This is a genomic window from Litoribacterium kuwaitense (genome assembly GCF_011058155.1).
GTDB classification, from domain to species: Bacteria; Bacillota; Bacilli; order Bacillales; family DSM-28697; genus Litoribacterium; species Litoribacterium kuwaitense.
In genome coordinates this window covers 20,009-41,760 of sequence record NZ_JAALFC010000002.1, presented here as the reverse complement: position 1 = coordinate 41,760, position 21,752 = coordinate 20,009, and the positions used below count along the sequence as shown (strand labels likewise).

General features: G+C 41.0%; 18 protein-coding genes. 1 reads left to right on the top strand and 17 read right to left on the bottom strand.

What is annotated here, in order from left to right; all coding sequences use genetic code 11:
• Nucleotides 1-4: 4 nt before the first annotated feature.
• Nucleotides 5-1,000, bottom strand: coding sequence for a 5-dehydro-2-deoxygluconokinase (gene iolC / locus G4V62_RS02185; RefSeq protein ID WP_165199129.1), 996 nt, complete (start codon nt 998-1,000; stop codon nt 5-7).
• Between the two features lie 133 nt (nt 1,001-1,133).
• Nucleotides 1,134-2,165, bottom strand: coding sequence for a Gfo/Idh/MocA family protein (locus G4V62_RS02180; RefSeq protein ID WP_165199128.1), 1,032 nt, complete (start codon nt 2,163-2,165; stop codon nt 1,134-1,136).
• Nucleotides 2,166-2,548: 383 nt separating this feature from the next.
• Between G4V62_RS02180 and G4V62_RS02175 the strand changes: the two genes are divergently transcribed.
• The gene (locus G4V62_RS02175) at nt 2,549-3,334 is read left to right on the top strand and encodes a DeoR/GlpR family DNA-binding transcription regulator (RefSeq protein WP_165199127.1); all 786 of its coding nucleotides are present in this window, start codon (nt 2,549-2,551) and stop codon (nt 3,332-3,334) included.
• 352 nt (nt 3,335-3,686) lie between these two features.
• Here the strand turns inward: G4V62_RS02175 and G4V62_RS02170 are convergent, their stop codons facing one another.
• The 15 genes from G4V62_RS02170 to G4V62_RS20250 all read right to left on the bottom strand — a co-directional run bounded on the left by G4V62_RS02170 (nt 3,687) and on the right by G4V62_RS20250 (nt 21,313).
• Nucleotides 3,687-6,056: a glycoside hydrolase family 31 protein gene (locus tag G4V62_RS02170; protein ID WP_165199126.1), complete on the bottom strand. Its 2,370-nt coding sequence runs from the start codon at nt 6,054-6,056 to the stop codon at nt 3,687-3,689.
• Between the two features lie 28 nt (nt 6,057-6,084).
• On the bottom strand, nt 6,085-6,927 hold the full coding sequence (locus tag G4V62_RS02165; RefSeq protein WP_165199125.1) for a sugar ABC transporter permease: 843 nt from the start codon (nt 6,925-6,927) through the stop codon (nt 6,085-6,087).
• Nucleotides 6,927-8,210: a carbohydrate ABC transporter permease gene (locus tag G4V62_RS02160; protein WP_165199124.1), complete on the bottom strand. Its 1,284-nt coding sequence runs from the start codon at nt 8,208-8,210 to the stop codon at nt 6,927-6,929. The genes G4V62_RS02165 and G4V62_RS02160 overlap by 1 nt, the downstream gene beginning before the upstream one ends.
• Before the next feature lie 104 nt (nt 8,211-8,314).
• Nucleotides 8,315-9,574, bottom strand: coding sequence for an extracellular solute-binding protein (locus G4V62_RS02155; protein ID WP_246218206.1), 1,260 nt, complete (start codon nt 9,572-9,574; stop codon nt 8,315-8,317).
• Nucleotides 9,575-9,724: 150 nt separating this feature from the next.
• Complete coding sequence (locus G4V62_RS02150; protein WP_246218216.1) at nt 9,725-10,744, bottom strand: LacI family DNA-binding transcriptional regulator; 1,020 nt, start codon at nt 10,742-10,744, stop codon at nt 9,725-9,727.
• Between the two features lie 220 nt (nt 10,745-10,964).
• Nucleotides 10,965-11,777 (bottom strand): DUF2262 domain-containing protein, encoded by an 813-nt coding sequence (locus tag G4V62_RS02145; RefSeq protein WP_165199121.1) that lies wholly within the window; start codon nt 11,775-11,777, stop codon nt 10,965-10,967.
• A 348-nt stretch (nt 11,778-12,125) separates the two neighbouring features.
• The gene (locus tag G4V62_RS02140; RefSeq protein ID WP_165199120.1) at nt 12,126-13,157 is read right to left on the bottom strand and encodes a LacI family DNA-binding transcriptional regulator; all 1,032 of its coding nucleotides are present in this window, start codon (nt 13,155-13,157) and stop codon (nt 12,126-12,128) included.
• A gap of 90 nt (nt 13,158-13,247) precedes the next feature.
• Complete coding sequence (locus tag G4V62_RS02135; RefSeq protein ID WP_165199119.1) at nt 13,248-13,943, bottom strand: inositol monophosphatase family protein; 696 nt, start codon at nt 13,941-13,943, stop codon at nt 13,248-13,250.
• The gene (locus G4V62_RS02130; protein WP_165199118.1) at nt 13,924-14,799 is read right to left on the bottom strand and encodes a glycerophosphodiester phosphodiesterase family protein; all 876 of its coding nucleotides are present in this window, start codon (nt 14,797-14,799) and stop codon (nt 13,924-13,926) included. The genes G4V62_RS02135 and G4V62_RS02130 overlap by 20 nt, the downstream gene beginning before the upstream one ends.
• Nucleotides 14,800-14,814: 15 nt before the next feature.
• Nucleotides 14,815-16,527, bottom strand: a complete 1,713-nt coding sequence (locus G4V62_RS02125; RefSeq protein ID WP_165199117.1) for an ABC transporter permease — start codon at nt 16,525-16,527, stop codon at nt 14,815-14,817.
• Between the two features lie 15 nt (nt 16,528-16,542).
• Nucleotides 16,543-17,544, bottom strand: coding sequence for an ABC transporter ATP-binding protein (locus G4V62_RS02120; protein ID WP_165199116.1), 1,002 nt, complete (start codon nt 17,542-17,544; stop codon nt 16,543-16,545).
• A gap of 92 nt (nt 17,545-17,636) precedes the next feature.
• Nucleotides 17,637-18,689: an extracellular solute-binding protein gene (locus tag G4V62_RS02115; RefSeq protein WP_165199115.1), complete on the bottom strand. Its 1,053-nt coding sequence runs from the start codon at nt 18,687-18,689 to the stop codon at nt 17,637-17,639.
• Nucleotides 18,690-19,022: 333 nt separating this feature from the next.
• Nucleotides 19,023-20,342 carry a methyl-accepting chemotaxis protein gene (locus tag G4V62_RS02110; RefSeq protein WP_512698558.1) on the bottom strand — a complete coding sequence of 440 codons (1,320 nt, stop codon included), beginning with the start codon at nt 20,340-20,342 and terminating at the stop codon, nt 19,023-19,025.
• Between the two features lie 238 nt (nt 20,343-20,580).
• A complete protein-coding gene (locus tag G4V62_RS19685) occupies nt 20,581-20,757 on the bottom strand; it encodes a hypothetical protein (protein WP_246218204.1) in 177 nt (58 codons plus the stop codon).
• 421 nt (nt 20,758-21,178) lie between these two features.
• Nucleotides 21,179-21,313, bottom strand: coding sequence for a hypothetical protein (locus G4V62_RS20250; protein WP_281357983.1), 135 nt, complete (start codon nt 21,311-21,313; stop codon nt 21,179-21,181).
• Between the last annotated feature and the right edge of the window lie 439 nt (nt 21,314-21,752).

Here is a 21,752-nt window from a genome sequence, read left to right as displayed (position 1 = left end):
CCTCCTATGTCGTTTTACTCGTTTCCATTTTTGCGATCACCTCATCATTTGTAGGCATGGCTTCTGAGCATGAATTTCTAGAAACGACAATAGACGCAGTAGCACTTCCATATTCCATAGCATTTTTTATTGACCAACCGTTAATTAATCCACAAATTAATCCGGCCGCGTATGCATCTCCAGCTCCTTGCGTTTTAAGCACTTGAGTACGAAAAGGTTTGACTTGAATGACTTCTTCGTCCTTTGCATATCCGATCGATCCGTCTGACCCTTGCTTAATGATGACTAGTTCAGACCCTTTCGCTAACATCTGCCTCGCTACAAGACTTTTATCCAGTTCAGAATGATCTTTGGTTCCGGTTAGAGCACGATACTCATCTTCTGTCCCTAAAATAATATCGGAGGCAGCCGCTACTCGTTGATAATAATGAGCCGTTTCTTCTTTTGACTGCCAGGAGTAAGCGCGGTAATCCAATTCAAAAATGATTTTCGTTTTTGATTCAGTAGCATATTCAATTGCTTGCAAGGTCGCTTCGCGCGAAGGGCTTTGCGCTAAAGCAGTTCCAGAAATAAGTAATATCTTGGATTGTTCGATATATTCTCGTTGAATATCTTCAGGCTTCATATACAGATCGGCAACGCCGTCACGGTAGAGAATGCTTTGACATTCAGACGGACTAATAATCTCTGTCAGTGCTAATCCATTCATTCTTCCAGATTGATCTATCAAAATATGTGTCGTATCTACGTTCTCTTTTTCCATCGTAATTCTACAGAACCGGCCTAAACCGTCAGCAGAGACTTGGCCAATAAACCCAACATTTAAACCAAGTCGAGAGGCGCCAATAGCGATGTTTGCCGGGGAGCCTCCCACTGTTTTTTTAAAAGTGACGACTTCTTCAATGGGGCGATTGACCTCAACTGCGTTAAGGTCAACGCCTATTCTTCCCATAGGAATGAGATCAAGCTTTCGGTTATTCTGAAATGTAATCAAACTCATGTCGTTCATCCTTTGGCCATATTTTACACAAGCTGGAGTCAGATGATTTTTCAGCTCATCAGCTATTTTGAAACCGCTTTTTGAATACGTTTACATTTAGACATAAATCAACGTTTACAAACTGGTATTGAACTTAAAGAACTTCTTCCGCTTTCAATGTCACTAACGTATTCTGCCGAAATGATTCTGTAGCAGCAAAAGCAACCTCTGTCGCCTTCGTGCCGTCATACACAGAAATAGAAGGCTTCCGCTCCTCAAGAATACAATGAATAAATTCTTCAACTTCTAAACGATAGGCTGCTTTAAATCTTTCCGGAAATCCTGATACACATTCCTTGCGCGCCCCATGGCTATCAAAAATCATGACTTCATTTTTCTGCGGGACCGAACCAATTCTCAGTGTGCCATGAGTTCCTACAATTTCGGTTTCTACATGATACCCATGTGGTGCATTTCTTCCGGAGTGAAACATAGCCATAGCACCATTTTCAAAATGCATTAATGATGCAACATTATCCCCATCTCCATATGCCGCAAATTCTTTATGTAAATAACAGCCGCCAATCGAGTAGATATTTTTGACATCTGATTCTAAAAACCATCTTGCTAAATCGATGTCATGAACAGTCATATCAATAAACAACCCACCGCTAGACTCAGCAAATCTAATTGCACCATCAATCGTGTCTTCGGGATCAATACTTGTTGCTTTGACTAGTATGGGCTTTCCGATTGCCCCTTCTGTAATTTTTCTTTTTGCATATTCATAAGAAGGATCATATCTTCTCATAAATCCGAGCATAAATACTTTATCCGGATTTCTTTCAACAGCTTTTTCAGCAATTTTGCATTCTTCAACAGTTGTACCTAATGGCTTCTCGGAAAAGACATGATAACCAGCGTCTAATGCTTTCTCAATTTGACTACAATGCTCAGGTGATGAAGAGACAATGGCAATCGCATCAATTTCTTTATTTTGCAGCATGTCATCGTAATTTGTGTATCCATACGGAATTGACCAATGTTTTTGCACATATGCGACTTCTTCTTCGGAAATGCTACAGGCTGCCGTTAATTCTGCATTAGGGATATTAAATGCAATGTTTTTGGCGTGATCCATTCCCAATCTTCCTAAACCGACAATCCCAACTTTTACTCGTTTCATCAAATTCCCCCTAACATGTCCTGCAATAAAATATAAAATTAAAAAGTTTCAACTCTTTAACTTTGATTTCACTTTATTATTTTTATTTTCTAAAGTCAATATATAATTTATTTTTATTTACTTTTATCAGATGCTTATTTTCTTTTTGTTTCTTTTATTTTCATCAGGTTAGACTGTTTTTCTAGCCCGCTTTCTTTTAAAAGCTTACCTAATGACTACTTTTAATTCAGTCATGTTCAATAGTTTACTTTAACAAGGATATTTAATTGTCTATGACAGACGATACAATGAGTTTATTTTTTGTTTACTATATTTATTTTTAGTTTCGTTTGTGTTTTAATGTTAAGTAATTCATCATTTTTCAAGGAAAAAGGAGTTCACTTATGTTACCTGAAGAACGATTAGAAACAATTAAAAATTTATTGGTTGACAAAAAAAGTATAAATACATCATCTTTAACGGAAATGCTGAATGTAAGCAGTGTGACAATAAGGAAGGATTTAGATAAGTTACAAGAAGAAGGGTTTTTGAAAAAAACGTTTGGGGGAGCTATTCTTTCACGTGGTCCAGAAGAAAATGAAGAAGAAACATTATCTCAAGTATACAGCACAAAAATAGAGAATGCGGATATTAAGAAATCGATTGCAGAGCTTGCTCTGACACAAATTGATAAAGGTGATACCATTTTTTTAGGCTCTGGAGCCACTTGTTACTTTTTAGCAAAAAAATTAAAAGAACTTAGCCAAATTACCGTTGTTACTAATAATATTAATGCTTTATATGAATTGGTTGCCTGCAACACAAAAGTTTTCTTCATTGGTGGAGAGATTGTTTATAACGAAGGCATGATTTCCACAAGCTCTGAAAAAGTAGATGAGTATTTTAAAGGCATCTTCGTCAATAAAGCTTTTACAAGTGTAACAGGAGTAGACCTCACGGCAGGGCTAACAGTGAATCACATGATTAGTGCCTATATCTACAAAAAGATTCAAGAGATGTCTTCGGAATGGGTTTTGATGGTTGAGAAAGAAAAATTCAACAAACGAGGCATTCACCAAGTCGCCAGAGCTGATTCGCCAAACTGTATGATTTCCAATGAAATCCCTCCAGAGTACATTACTTATTATAACGACAGAAATATCACTATGATATCTAATGATGAAGACTGATTTGATGAAAGCAGCTTGGAACACAGATCCCTCAGCTTCTCAGACCCCTGGAAGCCTTTATTTCGCTTTTTTGGCCTTCACGATGATCGCACCATAAAAGTGTTTGGTGCAACGTTTAATGTGCTTCTTGCATAGTTCTCCCCAGAAGTCGCCCTTTTGCATAAGGTGCCTCTTCATCAAAGTGAAGTAGTTTCGTAGGTTTTTTCCAATTATAGATGGTAACATCAATTTGGAGATATAAAAAGCTCGGCAAATTTTACGGGTATGCTGTGGATTGAACGAGAAAAAGACAGTCCCCATTTGTCAGCTTTCGCTACAAAGAGGGCTGTCTGTTTGATGTCAGGTGGCTCTGTTATCGCTGTAAATTCGTTTGAACACAACCTTTTGCGTTCACTTCTGTCACTTGTTCCTTTCCATCCACTGTCACTTTCACATGATCTGCGACACCATGTACGATGAATTTCACCGCTTTCCAATCAGGCTGATAGCCGTCATTCTCTACATTCATCGTTATGTTTACCTGCTCGTTGTCAATTGCCGCCTCGATCTTACACGTATAAAACTCGCCAGATTCATAGCCGTACGTTCTGCCGTCATCTTCGTAATACGTGAAAGTTGAAGTTTCGCCTTCTTTTGGATACACATGAACAGTAAGCTGTTCTTCTTTTGTTTCCGTAGAGCGCTTGACTGCTCCATGTGTGATAACTGCGCCTTCTTTGACAAAGATTGGCAAGGTATCTAAAGGCGCTTCGACGAGGTGATGCTTGCCGCCTTCTAACTTTTCGTTCGTCCAGTAGTTGACCCATCGACCTTCTGGCAAGTACACAACCCGATGATACGTATCCGGGGTTAAAATCGGTGCGACGATGACATCGGAGCCGATCATAAACTGATCAGACAAGTTAAACGTATGTTTATCATTCGGGTACTCGAGGACTAATGGGCGCATAACGGGCGTTCCAGTCACACTCGCTTCTTGAAATAACGTATACAAGTATGGCATCCATACATAACGTTGCTCAATATACTTTTTGATGACTTTTTCATACGTTTCACCGAATTGCCAAGGTTCTTGTGGGAGCGAATGTAATTCACTATGATTTCTAAAATAGGGTGTGAAAGTACCGAACTGCGTCCAGCGTGCGAGCAGTTGACCATTCGTATCGTGGGCAAATCCGCCGACATCCGGTCCACAGAAAGGAACTCCTGATACACCTAAATTCATACACATCGGTAATGCCATCTGTAAGTGTTCCCAGAAACTACGGTTGTCCCCAGTCCATACGGTCGCATACCGTTGTACACCAGCAAACCCTGCCCGCGTTAATAAGAATGGACGTTTGCCGTTAATTTGTTCTTTCAAACCTTCATGCGTCGCTTTCCCCATTAAAAATCCGTATAAGTTGTGGAGCTCACCATGCGTTTGCGGATCACCATCGTTGTCATGTACGACTTTGACATCCATCGTTTTCGTTTCATTAAACACAGCCGGCTCGTTCATATCATTCCATACACCTTCAATGCCTAAATCGGTGTAAAATGTATGGTTGTCGCCCCACCATTTTCGTACTTCTGCTTTTGTAAAATCAGGAAAGGCGCTGTTGCCCGGCCAAACGTCGCCGTGATATATGGTCCCATCAATGTATTTACAGAAATGATCGTCTTTAACCCCTTCTTGATATACAAAGTACTCTGGGTCTTCTTTAACGCCGGGGTCAACGATCGGAACGACGTGAATGCCTTCGTCTTTCAACTCCTGCATCAGTTGCTTCGGATTTGGAAAACGGTCTTCATCAAACGTAAAGACACGGTAGCCATCCATATAATGAATATCTAAATAAATGGCATCTAACGGAATCCTTTTTTCCTTAAATGTTTGCACGAGCGCTCGCACTTCTTGCTCATTTTTATAGCTGTAGCGTGATTGATGATATCCTAATGCCCACTTTGGCGGTAACGGCATTTTCCCCGTAATCGCTGTATACTGCTCAAGCACATCCTTTGGTGTCGGACCGGCAAAAATGTAGTAGTCAAGCTGCCCTCGCTCTGCTTTCATGGAATATTGCTCAGTCGATGATTTCATATCAAAAACGGTTTTCGCTGGATTGTCCAAAAAGATACCGTGCGCCTGACCGTTGCGAATCGTCATAAAGTAAGGGATCGACTGATAAAGCGCGTCAATTTCAGGGTTATGCGGTGCAAACACATCAGTATTCCACATCGTCATTTTTTCGCCGCGCTTATCTAAAAAGCTCGTCTTTTCCCCAAAACCATAAAAATGGTCATTAGCGTCCATCTTTTTAAAACTAATCACTTCTTGTTTACTGTTAAATGCCATCCCATGCTCTGTCTCTTCTACAAGCACACGCCCATCTTGATCGTAGATTGCAATTGTCACAGGAGCACGATTGATGTTAAGCGTGAGCTTACTGCTCGACAGCGTTAGGTTATGCTCATTCTCTGTTAAGGTCAGCTCGACGTTTTCTCGTTCCTTTACAACAGCGAGCGTAGACTGTTTCTGAGGCGTTTCTTTCGGGTTCATTAAAATACGTACGATGTCATCGCGATAAAACAGGACCGAGACGAAACCGTGCTCACATTGTAACTCTAACGCTTCTTGTTGATGAAAAGTGTGTGAAACGAGTGAGCCAATACGCTTGTACGGTTGTTGCTTAAGTTCATTTTCCTGATCAGGTAAAATCGCTGCGCTACCTTCCTGCATGAAGATCCCTCCGTATTTTATAAAAGTATTATCCTTTCGTTGCCCCAGATGTCAGTCCGCTGATTAAATATCGTTGTAGCATTAAGAAAACAAGAGCGATCGGAACTGCAATTAAAATGGAGCCTGCGGCAAAACGGGTAAAATTGTTCGCGAATTCGGCGTTGACAAAGTTATAAAGCCCTAAGGCTAACGTGTAATTTTCCGGACTTCTTAATACAATCCGCGGCAAAATGAAATCCATAAATGGCGCCATAAAGTTAAACAAGGCGACGACCGCTAATATCGGTTTGGCGAGCGGAAGCATAATTGTAAAAAGAACGCGAAAATGCCCTGCGCCATCCATGCGCGCTGACTCATCGAGCTCGCGTGGAATCGTGTCAAAATAGCCTTTGACGAGAAAAGCGTTCATCGGAATGGACCCACCGATGTAAATTAAAATTAATCCTAGGAGCGAATCAAGCAGACCAATCAAATTGAGTAAAATGTAGATGGCAACCATCGCCATTAGGACCGGAAACATTTGCAGAAGTAAAAAGGCGTACAACCCGTACTTTCTGCCGACAAAACGATACCTTGAAAATGCGTAAGCGACGAGTGAGACAAAAATCGTTGAGCCTAGCGACGTTGCTAATGCGACGATCAACGTATTTTTATACCAGAGTAAATAATCACTCTCTGGATCCGTAAACAGCCACATATAATGCTTAAAAGACCAGTCTTCCGGGATCATACTTGCTCCAAACAAGCTTGATCCAGGGTTTAATGACAACCCAAATGTCCAAAGAAGAGGATATAAAATGAGGACAAACATGACGAGAATGCTTCCATAAATCCCAGTAAGCTCTAAAGCGTTCTTCATTTTTCGGCTCATTACATTTTTCCCTCCTCTTTAAAGGACGATGTTTTTCTAAACTGAAAGAAGGCGAAGACGGCGACGATCAAACCTAAGATTAACGAAATCGCAGCGGCGATACTGAACTGACTCGATTCAAATGTTAAATCGTACACCCACGAAATTAAAATGTCTGTTCCGCCGGCATTTTGACCTTTCACAGCGGGTCCACCTTCGTTAAATAAGTAAATGATGTTAAAGTTATTAAAGTTTCCTGCATACTGCATAATTAATAACGGAGCGGTCGCAAACATAACATGTGGAAAAGTAATGTTTTTAAACTTTTGCAACCGATTCGCTCCATCCATGTCGGCAGCCTCATACCACGCCGACGAAATACTTTGCAATACACCGGTAAATAACGCAAACACAAACGGAAAGCCTAACCACGTTTGGATTGAAATTAAGGCGATTCGCGCCCAAAACGGATCACTTAACCACGGAATTTTCGTATCAATGAGAGGCATTAGTATGTCTCTATTAATCGCACCGAAGTTGTCGTTAAATAAGGCAGCAAAGATGAGAATCGTCACAAAGCTTGGAACCGCCCACGGAAGAATGAGCACAGTGCGAATAAGCTTTTTCATTTTGACCCTTGGGTCGTTCACAACCACTGCAAGATACAATGCGAGAGCAATTTGCAGCGTTGTCGCTACAAATGTCCAAATTAATGTCCACGAAAGCACCGAAAAGAATGTGTTGCGCCAAATCGGGATCGTTAATAACGCTTTAAAGTTGTCAAACCCGACCCAATCGAGCAAGTTTTTTGGCGGTGAATTCATTAACGTATAATTCGTAAAAGCAAGAAAGGCCATAAATAACAGTGGGAAAATAACGACAAAAACGAGCAAGGTGAGACCTGGACCTGTTAGCACATAAGGAAAAGCATAATCCCATGCATGTCTAACAGCGTCTTTAAAGTTTGTAAGCGCAAAGCCTTCTTGAATTTTTTTAGCATCATTTCGTGCATCAATTAAATTCGCTATATAAAAGGTTAAGGCAAAGGCTGACAAAATGAGCGCAATAATCCCTTGTGCTAACAACACCCGCGAATCGTCGATAGCGGGAATTTCTCCTAATGTGAACAGTCCCCAATAGCCAATATTTAAAATGTCATAAAAGACGATTAAAAAAGCAGCTGTCAAAACTAAAAAAATGGAGCCTTTGATGTAGCGCCGATTATACATTTGGCCAAGGCCTGGAACAATGGATAAAAAGACTGCTAGCTTAGCGTTGTGCTTCCGGGCTTCTCCAGTTGCCATGTGGAGCCCTCCTTTTCAAAGAATCACTAAGAAATAAACAGGGATAACAATCGGGCAATCGGTGTTACCCTTATTTATCGGATAACACCTTTGCCGTACCGAAATTATTTATAATTCATCTCGATATCCTGTTTAATCGTTTCTACTGCACTGTCCAAGCTTTCTTGTACATCTTCACCTTCTGTGATGAAGGTTAAGGCATCCCCCATTGGCTCCCAGACAGCTGAAAGTGCTGGCACTGGCGGGAAAGTCGTTGCATGCTCTAATTGTGTCGCAAAGCCTGCAACTAATGGGTCTCCTTGGAATTCGTCACTGCTTAAAATAGACGATTTCGCTGGCATTTCACCAGTTTGATCGTAGTACGTCTTCAGCGATTTCTCATTTGTTAAATAGATTGCTAAATCTGTCGCCGCTTCTGGATTTTTTGCGTAAGCAGAAAGCATCCATCCTTTCGTTCCTAAGAACGTTTTTGGGTGCTCACCATTCTCAAGCTTCGGCAACGGCGCCGTTCCTAAATTGTCGCCTAATGCTTCTTTGTATTCATTAAGCGCCCAAGGTCCATTAATGACCGCGCCGACTTTTCCGTCATTAAACAACCCAGTCACGACATCCATCGTTACGCCATTCGGTAAATAGCCTTTTTCAAACCATCCTTGAATTAACGCTCCACCTTCCGCAGCTGCCTCGCTCGCTAGCTCAACCTTATCAATGTTGAAGTTGTCGCCGTCTTTACCAATAATTTCTGCGCCATAACCTCCCATGAATGGGAAGGAGAAATAAAAATCTGTTGCTGGGTATAAAAATCCGTATTGATCGTTGGCAGGGTCCGTCATCTCTGCTGCAATTGCTTCTAAATCAGCAATCGTTTCAGGCGCTTCGGGAATGAGTTCTTTATTATAATAGAGCGCCAATGATTCAACGACTGCAGGTAAACCGTAAACGTCTCCTTCATAACTTAACGCATCAACTGAACCTTCAGAATACGTATCCAGTACCTCTTGATCAACGTCCATTGGTTGAACAAGACCTTTTACTGACAAACTTCCAACTCCTGGCTGGAAGAAAAGGTCAGGTCCATGCCCGGCTGGCCCGTCTAATGACATGGCGTCTTCTTGTTCATCCATAGCAAAAGGTACAACTTCGACAGCAATCCCAGTTTCTTCAGTATAGCTTTTTGTAATTTCCTCTACTGCATTTACTTGATCATCTGGAGCCCAAATGAGTAGTTGTTCTGCTTGTTCGGATTCAGCCGCATCTCCAGTTTCTGATCCTGTCGTCTCGGAAGCGCGATCACGATCTGGACCACACGCTGCGACAAGCATCATTAAAGCCAATGCGACGAGAAACAGTACTTTGTTCTTCATCATTCATCTCTCCATTTAGTTAAAGTATATTAATTTGAACAAACCGGTTAAACGGTTAACTCACAGGGTAAAAAATATAGGTTAAACGGTTAACCAAACAAGAAAACAGAAAGCGCCTCGAACATGAAGCACTTATATCATCACCTAAACCTAAACTAAGGTTTTCGTTGATTGTCTCGTCATTAATTGGACAGGCAATTCAACCGTTTGATTTTCAATATCAGGTTGTTCAATGGCATTCACAAGCAAGTGACCTGCCGCTTTTCCTTTTTCAAACACATCTTGGCGAATTGTCGTTAAGCTCGGTGTCACGTATTGACTCATACTTAGATCGTCAAATCCAACAATCGAATAATCATCAGGAACCTTTTTTCCATGCTCTTGAAACGCCTTCATCATGCCAATGGCCAACACATCTGATACTGTTGCAATACCTGTGAGTTGATCTGTTTGCTGAATGAGCGCTTTTCCGATTCGTAAGCCTTGTTCAAAGGTAATATCATGCGTTTCAAAAATATATGCACGATCGTGCGCTACGCCTTTTTCATGAAACGCTTTCAAAAAACCTTGATAACGTTTTGTATCTACAGGACTATTTTCTAAACTTGTCGCTATAAACGCAACTTGCCGGTGTCCTAGGTCGAGCAGATGCTTTGCAGCTAAATAACCGCCTCGTTCATCATCGATTTGGACATTATTCAATTGTTTCGTATACTCCTCGTACGTATCAATCAATACAATGGGGATATTCAGCTTCGTCATTTCGTCATACAAGCGCCGTGGGAACATGCCTAAGAAAATAAGACCGTCTAAATTTCTTTTTTTTACCCACTGCCTGCATTCCTCTGGCTGATACACGCCTGTAATCATCGTATCAAATTGACGATTTCGTACGACCATTTCTACACCGCTTAAAAACTCATGGTAGTATTGGTTGTTTTTTAACATCGCGGCTGGTGAGTCTTCGACTAAAGGAAGCATAATTCCAACTAAATTCGATTTTCGTTTTGATAAGCTAACGGCCGTAAAATCAGGATAATAGCCTAGTTCGTCAACGGCCTCCAACACACGCTTTTTCGTTTCTTCAGATACTTTTTTAACATCATTTAACACGTAAGACACAGTTGCAGGGGAAACGTTTGCATACTTTGCAACATCCCTGATCGTCATTTTTTTCAAGTTGCTCATCGTCCCCTTTATGTTAACCGGTTAACTAGTGCTTATATTAATACAGTTGACCATAAGTGTCAATATGATATCTCCAAAAAATAAAACGCTTTCTTATTGTTGTAACAAGTTCTTCAAACTTCAAAAATATTCCAGAAGCACCTACACGAAACACTAAGCGAACATTTGATTCTTGCCGTGCTGTTCACCAGCTCTACAAGGATCATCCCGCCATTTCCGCTGATGCAAAAGTGCCTTCGATATTCCCAGCGACAATAATGACGTGCCCCGCAAACATGTCGCCATCAGCAAAAAAGATTTCAAAATCGCCACCTGGGTATACACTCATGCTTTCAAATGTCATAAGGTTAATAAACTGTTCATTAGTCATTGGCTCTGGCTCGCCTTCTTCGATATCCATGAGCCAATCGTTGGCTAACCCCACTAATTCATCAGCAGCAAAAGTACGTATTTTCCTATCCCACTCAAGTTCGTCAGCGAAGAGCGTTTGAGCTGTTTTTAGAGAAGCTTTCATAACACCCTCATCTTCATCCCAGTCAAAATACAGAATTCCTTGCTCTCCTGCCCATGATAAGTTTTTTTCAAACAATTTTACCCTTTTGTCTAGTTGAAAGGTACCAAAGGTTTGATCCTCATAAAACACGGGCTTTTTCGCCTCATCTAATAACTGTTGCAAGCTGTCATCGACGTATGATGTGTCCAAGGCTTGAAGAAGCATAAAAGATGATTCCCCTTTTCGGACAAGGAGCCTGATCATCGAGTAAGGCGAAAATAAGTGCTTCGTTTTTTCCCATTCTTGATCATTAGCCAGCCACTCCAGGCGTCGCTCTTCTTCGATAAGTGGTGCATCATTCGTTCGTTCCTTCCATCCAACGAGAGAAATCGATGCATTCCACAACACTTTTCCACCTGCACGGCCTGCATGAATGCCCGTCGGTCCGGTGACTGCGACAATCTCAATAACTTCTTCTGAAAAGCGACGGTCAAACTCACACCATTCTTCTTCTGTATTCATCGTCCGATACCACCTTTCTTATTTAAAAGTTCATTTTTATCGTTTTCTGACAGAAGACTCCCACTTCAAACAGCTCGTAAGAGTGTTAAGTGGGAGTAGTTCAATCCATCATGTCATCATAAAAGCTTGCACTTCTCATCTCTTACAAAAACTTGCCGATCGTTAAAAAAGGATACCAAACATTGAGGCAAGGAATGATATGGCCCTGTCGAAGGGCTAACGTAGTGTAGACTCTTGGGGCAATAGAAGAGAATGACGACGTCACTGAGCCCTCTTCTTTCCCCATATAGTTTGCCAGCCGGTAAACAAATGCTTCACAAGCATATGCGCAAGCACATAACACACCGTCTACGATTCCACCATAGAAATCAAACGGCTGCTTTTCCGCTCAATAATATGTGTAGCCATCTCTACTTTCTTTGCCAGCTTGCGCTCATCATTCACCCGCTCAAGTAAGCAAAGAATCGCTTCCATGCCCATTTCCCTTGTATTCACTTTTAGGGTTGATAGCGGCGGGTACGTATATTCGGTCGTATAGTCTCCATTAAACCCAACAATTGAAATATCTTCGGGTACTTTAAGCCCATGGTCCTGCAACGCTTGAACGACTCCAATCGCTGTCGGATCATTTGCGATAAATAAAGCCGTAGGTAAGTCTTCTAATTCAAGCAGCTGTTTAGCCATGTCCTGCCCAGCTTCTGTACCCTTATCACCAAAAATAACCCATTCATCACGATATAATTGCTTTTCTTTCATATATTTAGTGAATAGCAATTTCCGAGAATCCGTGTCTAAGATGCCTGAAAACTCTTGCGCGCCTAGACAACCGATCTTTTCATGCCCAAGGGATATTAAATAATCTAACACTTTGTATACAGCGTTTCTCGTATTAAATGAAATTTGATCATACACGTCTGGATATGGGTTTGCAAGTCCAATCACGACGAAATGATCGGTATTGATGTTTTTCCGAATCTCTTCATGCTGTGCCCTGGAGAGATTTCCGAGAATAATCGCACCGTCTATCACATTTGCGTATTCTTCTTTAATGGTTGGTAAATGATCAATCGGCGCACTAATGATATTGATGCTTTTCTTTAAGCTCATTTGTTCGATGCCATTTCGTATAGAAAAGTAAAAGGCTCGGTCTACGGTACTTCTGAACGCCTCATCATTATGAACCATCGCAATATGATACTGCTTCTTTTTTGCTTTCACTTTTTTCTTGCGCAACGGTTTGTACCCTAACTCGTCAACCGCAGCTTTAATTTTTTCTCTCGTTTCATCCGTCACTGTTAAGGTCTGATCATTATTTAATACACGAGAAACCGTTGTTTTGGAGATTCCTACTTTATTAGCAACATCTTCTAATTTAACCATTAGGCTCGTCTCCTTCCAGGAAAATTATAGCACAAAAATCTGCTAAAAAAGTGGAAGGGGAATACCCCTTCGTAGTCCCCTTAACATTTTTTATTGAAATGGTGTACCGACCAATACCGTGTCGTCATTGATGATGTCTACATGGACACCGACGATTTCTGCAAAAATGACAGCAGCCTTATAATCCCAAACCTTCTGCTCTCTTCGGTAAAAACAGCTTGCTTCTCCAATCGCAACACGTATCACTTCGATTGAACAGACTTCTAAGTAACGAATGCCTTTAAACAAATTTGCAAAATCCTCGTATGTCTTCTCTTTTAAATAGGGAGGAGAAATATGAATAATGCCGAAATCAGGCGTTGCAGGCCTTTCAAATGGGACCCCGTTAATCCATGCCCCTAGGTCACTATGCGCATGGTATAACGTATTGTTCTCTACATCAAAAACGAGACCGAATCTCCCCTCATCTCCTTCATAAGCAATCGAAATCGCATATTCCCGTTTGCGATAAATACAGTTCGTCGTACCATCAATCGGGTCAATATACCAAGTATGATTGTTGTTCCCTGCTTGCGACTGCTCTTCACCGATAATTTGATCATCGAATGCTTGTGCGATGGCATCAATAAGTCTTTTGTTTAACAATTTGTCTAAATTTGTAACCAAATCGTTTGCATGCTCTTTTTCTTCAATTTGCTCAACTGTTTCTTTTTGGAGAATGGCCTTACACAGCTCGATTAATTGTAAGGCGAAATCGTAACGTGACTTATAGTGTTGAATGATCATAGACGAGATTGACTCCTTTACCTTCTAGATATTTCTTTAAAGGGAAAGGCCAGTCTGTTTGAATGACATCAAATCCCATCTCGTGCAGTTTTCCCCATCCTAAATCGGCATTTTCCAATAAAGACACGTCATCATCGTAGCCCCCACATAATGACTGCCGATCATTCCAGAGAACGATGGCATTGATCATCGTGTGGTATCCTGCTTGTCTTAATGAATCTAACTTTTCTTTTGAGACATATTCGGCTGTTGGGTCTGTAAAAATCATCTCAAAGCCGACGATATTAATCTGATCTTGATATTCCATAATTTTTTCGAAATCAGCCTGACTCCACACTTTCGGTAATGTCATGTATTTCACGTCGTGAGCGGCTAATGCTTCTAAACATTCTGTGGCAGCGACATCGGTTTTAATGATCATTGTTTCCCGCTGCTCTTCATATTGATCAAGGTCCTGCAATAAAGTGGCGCCCCATTTCTGCGCATGGTCAAAATGTAATAGCGTATTGGGATGATTTTTCATCTGCGCCATGAAGTCTTTTAAAGTCGGCGGCGGCTCAACGGCTTGCATATTCATGTTGAACAACGTTTGCTCTTTCAGCTCTGCCGAAGTGAACGTGCGAAAATTTTCCTGGCGATTAAAGCGGATAGGTTCTTCGTTTTCATGAAAGACATGAAAAACACCGTCTTTTGATTGACATACGTCAAATTCAACAATATGAGCGCCTTGACGAATGGCATTTTGCATTGACCGGTACGTGTTGTAGGCAATGTTTCCCCCAGCGGAACCTTGGTGGCAGGCAATCAGGACGTCATTTTCACGTAGAAGCTGTTCAACGAGCTTTGTATATTTCATAAAGAAACTTCCTCTCTAGTTTTTCTTCTCTTTTAATAGAATGCCATACACGACATATAGAGTAGATGCGGCGATCACCATTAAAACGGTAGAGTACACATAAATGAGTGCTTGTGCATCACCATCAGCGCGTTCGGACGTAACGCTTTGAATCATAAGCCCCAGTGGTTCTCGCAACGGATGTGATAAAAAGGCCGCAATGTTATAATCCGACAGCAACGAATTGAAGGATAAAACGACTAACGCAATGACAGTTGGGAAAATCATTGGCAAGACGACTCGTCTAAATGTATAAAACGAGCTTGCACCTAAAGCTTTCGCTGCTTTTTCTAAGTCATGATCGACGGATTGATACGTCGCTCTTAACATACGAGAGGTCATTGGAATCGAAATAATTAAATAGGCAATGACGATGATTCCAGTCGTCCCAATTAAAACATTATTTCCAATGATCCACCGCGGCATGTCGTACGTCGTTAATAAGCCAATCGCAATTAATGTGGACGGAAGCATCCACGGAATTAAAAAGGCATATTCAATGAATTTTGTGAAACCATTATCGTGATGACGCTGTAAACCTACCCCAAGCAATACAATAATGACGACACCTATGGAAGCCTTGAGGGCAAACTCCGCACTATTAAAAAATGGGGCGATTTGTGAAGCATCATTGAATACGGACCGGTAATTCTCCAGCGTGAAAGAAGCAAGGCTAAAGTCCACATTATAAATGGCTGTTGCATTCGTAAACGAGAATATAACGATAATAACAACCGGAAAAACATAGATGATAAAAAGTGCGTAGGCTAAAATATGCACGATTACATTAGCAAACTTGTTATTGATTTTCTGCTTCACATAGGTTTTCTTCGTTTTCGAAATCGAGAAATACGTTCCGCCCTTTTCTAGCCTTGTAAAGAAAACTAACAGTAAGATCGTCGTCAGCCCTAAGATGAGCGAGAGAATTAAAGCAAGCCCCTGTGATCCAGGAATTTTATTTAATTGTAAAATTAACGGGGCAATCGTCTGAAAATCTTTACCCCCAAGAACTAACGGCGCTGCAAAGGCACTTAAACCACCAAGAAACTGGAGGATTGTAATCGCAAAAATCGTCGGCATTACGACCGGTAAAACGACTCGTTTAATAATGTAAAAAGTGGAGGCACCCATATTACGAGCCGCTTCGATCGTGTAGTTATCAATCGACTTCACAGCATTCGACAAAAACATCATATGCGCCGTCGTCGTAGACACAGTCATGACAAACAAGACTGCCCAAAACCCTTGGAACCATTGGACATTCAGGTCGGGAATCACATTGATCAATAGTTGAGTGACAATGCCATTCTGTCCGTAAATCATTTGATAGCCTGAGACGAGGATAATACCGCCATAAATAAACGTCGTCATATATCCGAGCTTTAAAATTTTCGCACCTTTAATATCAAAATACTCAGAAACGAGAACGATAAATATCCCGACAATATTCGTTGTTATCGACAACGCAATCGCTAATAAAAAGCTGTTTTTCAATCCGGCCATCGCAATGGGTGAATCCAGTAGCTTTTGAATAATACCGAAAGAGAACCCTTCATCCGTTTGAAAGCTCGACAGTGCCACCATAAGGTTGGGATAGATTAAAAAGGTAATGACGAACCAAAGCAAAAATATCCCGATCACAATACTGTACATATTTTTCTTTATATACGATAAATCAAGTCTAAACATCTGAATACCTGCTCCTTATAGATGAATAAAGTCACTTTCGCAAATATATAATGTTACTTCATCGTCTACCTTATATGATTTAGACATATCCACTTCGACATTTTTGATGTTGTGACCGTCTGCTGTACAAAACGTGTACTTTGTATATAAACCGTGGAATTCGATGTTTTCTACCTTGCCTTTGACTTGCATCGCTTTACTTACTGCGGTTGTTTTTACATTGTTTAGGCGCAAGTAACTTTTTCCTTCTCGAGAGGGAGTCATTTTCAAACCAAATAGCGACTCTAATTGAGCTGTTTCAAATTGGTTGATGTCACCGATAAAATTAGCGACAAAGTCGGACGTTGGGGAATTGAAAATGTCTTTCGGCGCTCCTAACTGCTCAAGCTTTCCATTCGCAAACACGGCAATGCGATCGGACATCGTCAACGCTTCTTCTTGATCATGGGTTACATAAACTGTCGTAATGCCAAATTGCTTTTGCAGCTTCTTTAACTCAACCCCTAGCTGGCGTCGTAGTTTAGCGTCCAAATTAGACAGTGGCTCATCTAAACATAAGATTTTCGGCTGTAAAATTAATGCACGGGCAATCGCCACTCGTTGTTGCTGACCGCCTGATAGCTCTGAAGCTTTGCGGTATAAATGCTCCTCTTTTAAATCGACCATTCTAGCGATATCCATGACTTTTTCATGAACCTTCGCTTTAGACAATTTTTTGACTCGTAATCCAAAGGCAATATTTTCGTACACATTCATCGTCGGAAAAATCGCATACGACTGAAAAACAATGCCTACACCTCTTTTTTCAACTGGATCTTCCGTAACGTCTTTTCCATCAATAAAAATGCGTCCTTTTGACGGATGAACAAAGCCAGTTATTGTACGGAGTAAGCTCGTTTTTCCGCATCCGGAAGGTCCTAACAGCGTAAAAAATTCACCTTCGTTTATGTTCAGGTCGATCTCGTTCATTGCAACGAAATCATCATATTTGATCTCAATTCCGCTGAGCTCAATCATGTTCAGTCAGAACCTCCTTTTGAATAACATCAGAGGAGCATGAAGATTGATGCTACTCTGATGTTGTTCGTTGCTACTGCTCAGAAAAATAGTTATTGTGCATACTCTAAAGCAATTTTTTCGCGCCAAGAATCAATATTTTCATAAACGAAATCCCAATCAATCTCATGCCGCTCTAACCGCTCGATCAACGCTTGTACCTCTCCACCGACTGCTTGCAAGGCTTTTTCGTTTGCTGGAGCCTGACCTGTTTCTTGTCCCCAAACTGTTTGTACTTCTTCAGAGCCCCACCAATTAGCAAACTCTTCCGCATTTTTCATCTTTTCTTCGTTTCCTGTATTGACGACACCGATGACAGCGGGTAAAAATGGCGTTCCGGCTGGTGTTTCCATGACATCTAATTCGATCCCTTTATCTTCAGACACAGAGACGACACCACCGCCCCAAATGAAGCCACCGACCACTTCGCCTGTTAATGACTCTTGCCAATCTTGCGGCATCGGATTGATTGCATTTTTATGAAGCTCTTCAACTAATGTCCAGCCTTCTTCTGATACGCCGAGCTCACCGTTCTCATCACGATGACGTTCTAACATTGAAGCATACATCACGCCACCAGTTGAACCTTCACTGCCAAACACATAATACTTGTCCTGATACGCTGGTTTTGTCAGATCAGACCAATCTTTAGGTACCGGAGGCTGTCCTTCTCCGCCAACAAGCTCGGTGTTGTATGTGAAATGAAATGTATCAATTGCCCACGGCCAAAATTTATTGTCCGGACCTACCATCGATTGATCGATCTCGCCAGCCCACTCTGGTGTGAATGGGACTAAAATGTCATTGTCCACTAAGGCCAAGTGTTCTAATGTCGTTCCTCCTAAGACTACATCAGCCATCGGATTATTTTTCTCGGCAATGAGACGATCTCTCATGTCTCCCCCGCCAGATTGTACAGTCACTACGTCAAATTCAAAATTACGTTCTTCTAAAAGTTTCTCGAAAACCTCTTCACGGCCGCTCGTCTGATTCGTATAAACGATGAGTTCAGATGAATCAGACTGACTTTCTGCGCCTCCACTGCACGCTGCCAATAAGGTTAAAAGGAAAGCAAAAGCAAATACGGACGACAGTGCTTTTTTCATTGTTGTACGCTCCTCTGTTTTAATTTAGTAAACTAATTTTATTTCTCTTTTAATTCACTAGTAATTTACTCTTTTTATTTTCGCATTTCAACAGATTTACGATGTTTTTACAATCTCTTAAAACTCCGCTCCTCACGTTTACAAAGAAGAGATTGCGCCGTAATGATCATCTGCTGCGAAAAAGATTGAATGAAACAAGAAGATTCACGATATGTGTACGCATTATTAACGATCAAAACGAAAAAAAGACTTGACACGTATCACTTAGTGTCAAGTCTTTATAAAAGCTGCTTAAATTGTATGAGCCTATGCTATCTTTTTATGAGCCGTTTCTCACAGACGCCCTTCTCTTTTGCGCTCTTCCTCAATCTCTTGCAGCAGGTCTTCAATGCCTTCCAAGACTTCTGTCGATGCTTGTTCAATGTCCGCCAGCTGCTTATGAGCTTCAGTAATATCACCATTTCGATAGCTTTCCGCTGCATAAAGCGCGGCTTGGTGGACGCGATCATGCGGCTTTTCAATCTCCTGATAGCTCTTTAAATTAGAAAAGCGCGCCTTTGCTTCTGGCGAATAATACCATTTCCCAAAACGACAGTCTTTAGCCGAAGAAACGTCTTCTGGGTTTACATTTTCGAGGCCAAGGAACATGTTATAGATACGCCATTTCCAAAGAATGTGATCTGATTTAGACAAATAGAGCAGGGCAGCTGTCGACAGCTGAATGTTATTGCGTTGAATCACATCTAAGCGGAAATGGTCAATCGACGCCCCCATATCGTGGACCGCTTCGCCAGTATTGCGACCGAGCGTCCGTACACGTTCGGAAAAATTAAGAATTTCCGTCATTCTCGTCGCAATTTCATCGACGGCGGCAGCTTGCTCCTCAGTGACCGCGGCAGTATTGCTCGTATCGTCGCTGATGTCTTCTATAATCGAGATGAATTCCGTTAAGAGCGGCAGTGAATCCGCTGCTTCCTTCGTTGCTGTGCGAATGACGTCGCTTGTCGTATGGATGGAGTCTGAAACATCGATCGAAAAGCCTTTTAAGTTAGCGACATTTTCATTGACTGTTTTCAAAGAGACGACCGTTGATTCCGCAAGCTTACGTACTTCGTCAGCGACGACCGCAAAGCCTTTACCGTGCTCTCCAGCACGCGCTGCTTCAATCGACGCATTTAAGGCTAGTAAATTTGTTTGATCGGCGATGCCATTAATTAAAGTGACCACTTCTTCAATGGTGTTGACATATGATTGCAGTTGCGAGAATTTCTCAACGATTTGATCAAAGGTTTCACCTGTATGAATAATCTCATCGAGCGCATGACCGATAACCTTTCGACCCTCGACCGCTTTATTTACAGATAAATCCGTTTTTTCCGAAACGGATGTCGCACCGTTCGCGACCTCAACGACAGAAGCTGTCATTTCCTGTGTCGCCGCGGTCACAGACTCAATCTCAACACTTTGTTTATCAAGGTTTTCGACGAGGTCTTTAATAAACATAATTTTCGCATTGTTTTCCATTAACTCGCCAATGCCTTCAGTCACTTGCTCCATAAGGCGCTCAGAATATACTTCAATCAGAAGCTGCTGATCAATATTAATTGCTCTTTGCATGCTCGTCATTAAACCAAAACATTGCTTCGGCTGCATCCCTTTTTTGGAAAGCAAATTCGTAATGAGATAGAAATTGAATTGATTAAAAGCGACGATGAGCTTCCCGATGTTATAACGGTGCTTACGAAGGTCATTAAAAAACCAACCGCTTGAATAACATAATCTTTATCACGCTGCTGATTGAAAAAAAGTGAAATATATTGTTTTACTTTTGTGTGTGAAATGTGTTTGTCCTCTTCGACATTTAAAACCGTTAAATAGCTTTCGAAGATTTCTACCATTCATCAGTCGAATTTGTTAACAGCTCCTTGACGCGTGTTAAATTCGCAAAATCTTCACTTGTAAAATGGTTGTAGTTGACTGTTTCTTGAAAACGGCCTTCCACCTTTAAATCAGAACCCGTTTCAATTAAACTTTCAGCAGACGCTCGTGGCCGAAATCGATCTAGCATATTTTTTTCCCCCTATTTTACGATTGATATATGTAAAAAAATAAGCACAGTCTCTACCTTAAAATTGTTGTTGGCAAATAAGAGTGCACTTATATAATTAATCTTCCCCCACTTACTCATTGGACAACGTCCTAGTATTCTTTAAAGTAGGAGTCTTCTGTCAGAAAACGATAAAAAAGGCCTTCATCGTTGTTATCGACATGTAGATGAAGAGTGTTAATGACAAAAATAAATATTTTTATAAAAAAACTTTTTCTTTACAAGCAATTCTTTAGACCTATAAAAACTACATTAAAAACTCATCGATAGTCTTTTATACTCATACATTAAATACATCATAGCTGATTTTCTAGGAATAATCTATGAATATCTTGTAAACCTTTCCTGATTCGTGTAAGCAACCATAATTTGTCTTCCATCATTAAAAGAAAAGGATCGTTCTTTTCCCACTGCCCGAGCTCGATGATGGGTCCAGCAGAATAAATGGGCTATTTTTAACAATGGTGACGTCTTTAACTTCTTCAACATGACGTTTCACGACATCTGTTTCTTCCACATGCTTTTTACCTCCCTTAAAGAGTAAGATCTACATGAACAGATGACATTTAGAGCGATTTAACGCCATCGAGAAAAAAAGCTTTCATAATTAGTCCGGTTTAGCATTGGTAGTGCTAGCTTGCATTCATCGTGCTTTACAGCTAAGAACATTCACACCTCATTGCAGGGTGATATTGCGTGTAGCCTCTGTAAATAGATCACTAAAGTTTTGGACGACGATCGATCAGCTGTCAGCCTAAATAAAAGAACTGCCCCATAGAGGACAGTTCAAAAATTCGCTAGCAAGGTTGACTTTGTCGTTATTTTTGGGCGATGATTAAAAACCATTTAGAATTTGTTTTGATCCCTTATTGGTTTGGTCACCTCACCGACCGCCTTTCAAATACAAACCCGACAGAGAATTTTGTTGAGAATTTAACTAAATGACGGTGGATTTT

What these genes read in the sequence shown, in the direction of transcription:
- iolC (WP_165199129.1), bottom strand. Translation starts at nt 1,000, where the DNA reads ATGAGTTTGATTACATTTCAGAATAACCGAAAGCTTGATCTCATTCCT.
- G4V62_RS02180 (WP_165199128.1), bottom strand. Translation starts at nt 2,165, where the DNA reads ATGAAACGAGTAAAAGTTGGGATTGTCGGTTTAGGAAGATTGGGAATG.
- G4V62_RS02175 (WP_165199127.1), top strand. Translation starts at nt 2,549, where the DNA reads ATGTTACCTGAAGAACGATTAGAAACAATTAAAAATTTATTGGTTGAC.
- G4V62_RS02170 (WP_165199126.1), bottom strand. Translation starts at nt 6,056, where the DNA reads ATGCAGGAAGGTAGCGCAGCGATTTTACCTGATCAGGAAAATGAACTT.
- G4V62_RS02165 (WP_165199125.1), bottom strand. Translation starts at nt 6,927, where the DNA reads ATGAGCCGAAAAATGAAGAACGCTTTAGAGCTTACTGGGATTTATGGA.
- G4V62_RS02160 (WP_165199124.1), bottom strand. Translation starts at nt 8,210, where the DNA reads ATGGCAACTGGAGAAGCCCGGAAGCACAACGCTAAGCTAGCAGTCTTT.
- G4V62_RS02155 (WP_246218206.1), bottom strand. Translation starts at nt 9,574, where the DNA reads ATGAAGAACAAAGTACTGTTTCTCGTCGCATTGGCTTTAATGATGCTT.
- G4V62_RS02150 (WP_246218216.1), bottom strand. Translation starts at nt 10,744, where the DNA reads ATGACGATCAGGGATGTTGCAAAGTATGCAAACGTTTCCCCTGCAACT.
- G4V62_RS02145 (WP_165199121.1), bottom strand. Translation starts at nt 11,777, where the DNA reads ATGAATACAGAAGAAGAATGGTGTGAGTTTGACCGTCGCTTTTCAGAA.
- G4V62_RS02140 (WP_165199120.1), bottom strand. Translation starts at nt 13,157, where the DNA reads ATGGTTAAATTAGAAGATGTTGCTAATAAAGTAGGAATCTCCAAAACA.
- G4V62_RS02135 (WP_165199119.1), bottom strand. Translation starts at nt 13,943, where the DNA reads ATGATCATTCAACACTATAAGTCACGTTACGATTTCGCCTTACAATTA.
- G4V62_RS02130 (WP_165199118.1), bottom strand. Translation starts at nt 14,799, where the DNA reads ATGAAATATACAAAGCTCGTTGAACAGCTTCTACGTGAAAATGACGTC.
- G4V62_RS02125 (WP_165199117.1), bottom strand. Translation starts at nt 16,527, where the DNA reads ATGTTTAGACTTGATTTATCGTATATAAAGAAAAATATGTACAGTATT.
- G4V62_RS02120 (WP_165199116.1), bottom strand. Translation starts at nt 17,544, where the DNA reads ATGATTGAGCTCAGCGGAATTGAGATCAAATATGATGATTTCGTTGCA.
- G4V62_RS02115 (WP_165199115.1), bottom strand. Translation starts at nt 18,689, where the DNA reads ATGAAAAAAGCACTGTCGTCCGTATTTGCTTTTGCTTTCCTTTTAACC.
- G4V62_RS02110 (WP_512698558.1), bottom strand. Translation starts at nt 20,342, where the DNA reads ATGCAGCCGAAGCAATGTTTTGGTTTAATGACGAGCATGCAAAGAGCA.
- G4V62_RS19685 (WP_246218204.1), bottom strand. Translation starts at nt 20,757, where the DNA reads ATGCTAGATCGATTTCGGCCACGAGCGTCTGCTGAAAGTTTAATTGAA.